At 32.3% G+C, this 2,093-nt stretch carries 1 protein-coding gene; it reads left to right on the top strand.

The genetic code is table 11. The features are described from left to right. Nucleotides 1-593: 593 nt before the first annotated feature. Nucleotides 594-1,808 (top strand): IS30 family transposase, encoded by a 1,215-nt coding sequence (locus TT13_RS10735; protein ID WP_242868541.1) that lies wholly within the window; start codon nt 594-596, stop codon nt 1,806-1,808. Nucleotides 1,809-2,093: the final 285 nt, after the last annotated feature.

Raw genomic sequence — 2,093 nt, forward strand, 5'->3', positions numbered from 1 at the left:
AAAAAGAAGCTTGTACAAGCAGTTAATGCCGAAAACATGTCAATTGATAGTAAAAAAATACCAGTTATTTATTGACATTGTGAAAAAAGGCAAAACAAAAAGAGCATTAGAAACCTGAGTAATTGGAGTAGGTGGTAACTAATGCTCTTTTCGTATGGTGGTATACAAATATTAGTCTAGCATGAATTTTAAAAGTGTGTAAGCAAAAATTTTTACTATAATAGATTAAATTTATAAAAAAAGCATTGGTGTGACCTGACATTGTACAATACAGGTTACCAATGCTTACTGTGGATGTTATTTTAGGAGTAACTTAAATAACAATATTATTGTAACAAAAGTCAGAAGACTGTTAAAGATAAAAATTCAAGAAGTTTTGGTCAATTAATTGAGAACAAGCATTATAATATTTTTTATTGTGATATATTTATGTATGCTTATTACAACTAAGAATCAAGAGCAAAATAAAAAAAGCACTAACATAACTAGAACAGAAGAGGACAAGTTATATTAGTGCTTTTTAAGTGTTAAACACTGCTAAAAAATAAAAGTGTAGAAAGGTTATAAAAATATTATAGCAGGAGATTTCATTTATGGAAAGTAAGAATAAGGAGAGAAAGTCTCATGTGAGACGACCACATGTCAGCGAGAGTGAAAGAGTCATGCTTGAATACTTGTGGAATGTTGAACAACTTTCACAAAGTGAAATTAGTAAACGGCTTAATCGGGCTCAATCAGTTATATCGAGAGAATTATATTCAGGTAATGTTTTAGATTTTAGTCATTTAAGCAGACCCGAATTATTGCGATTACCAATTCATGCCCGTATTAAGTATTCGGCGACCCGCGGGCAATTTAACGCAACTAAAAAGTCGTTTAGATTTGGGCAAGGCAACAAACTTACGCCAGAATTAAAGAAACTCATTGAGCACTGGATAAATGACGAAAAATGGACGCCCGAAGAGATTTCCGCTCGTATTGAAGATGTGAATGTATCCGCTTCTACTATCCGTAATTGGGCTAATCGACATGAACTTGATATTAAAATAAAAAAATATCACACAAATAATCGTAATGAACGTCATCGACAAAATACTATTCGTGAAAAAGAGGCAGAAATAGCACGTTTACGAAGTAAATTGCGAGAAAATGGTGAATTAGTAAGGCATTCAATTTATGAACGGCCTGAAACAATTAATTCACGTTCACGTTTTGGACATTGGGAAATTGATTTAGTCTTACCAGCTAAGAATAGAGACGGTATGTGGACAGATAAAAGCGCAATTATGACAATTGTAGAACGTAAAACTCGTTTTTTAGCTATGTATAAAATTAAGAGCAAACGTTCAGACGACGTGATAGCTGGTTTTGATAAGTTTTTAAGTGAATATGGCAATTTAGTACGTACCATTACAGCTGATAACGGTATCGAATTTGTGTCTTGGGACTTTTTAGAGCATGTACAAAAGGAAAAGAATATAAAAATTTACTATGCTACACCGTCCTCGCCACAACAACGTGGTAGTAATGAGTTTAAGAACAGAAACTTGCGCAAGTATCTACCTAAGGGACAAACATTCTATCAAATATCACAAGCTAAACTTAACGACATTATGGATAAGATTAATCGTAAGCCAATGTTGCAAGCTCTAAATGGACGTAGTCCAATTGAACTGTTTGAAAAAGAATACAGAAAACTCGAAAATAATAAACGTGCTTATAGTAAACGTAAGCTTATTAGCAACCACGTTGATAATAATGAGATTATGACAAAAGATAACACAGATATTTTGGGTCATGAAAATTAAATGATATTACATAAATAGTGTAAAAAAGCTGACTTTGAAAGTAAGTCAGCTTTTTTAGTTGATAAGATCAGTTTTTTTGAAACATTTATGTTAAAATACAGGTTAATAAGTATCTTAGTTCAAAGAAAAAGCGTGTCGTGTTTGTGTGTCTATAAGTTGATAAGAAAGCTATATTAAAAATATTTCCTTATGCTTCTGTTACACAAATGCAAAATTGGGTGTTTATGTAACAGGCGTTTTACAAAAGTATTCCTAGTTCGTAACAGATGTGCATTTGGGGTTGCA

This window comes from Weissella oryzae SG25, from assembly GCF_000691805.2.
GTDB classification, from domain to species: Bacteria; Bacillota; Bacilli; order Lactobacillales; family Lactobacillaceae; genus Weissella; species Weissella oryzae.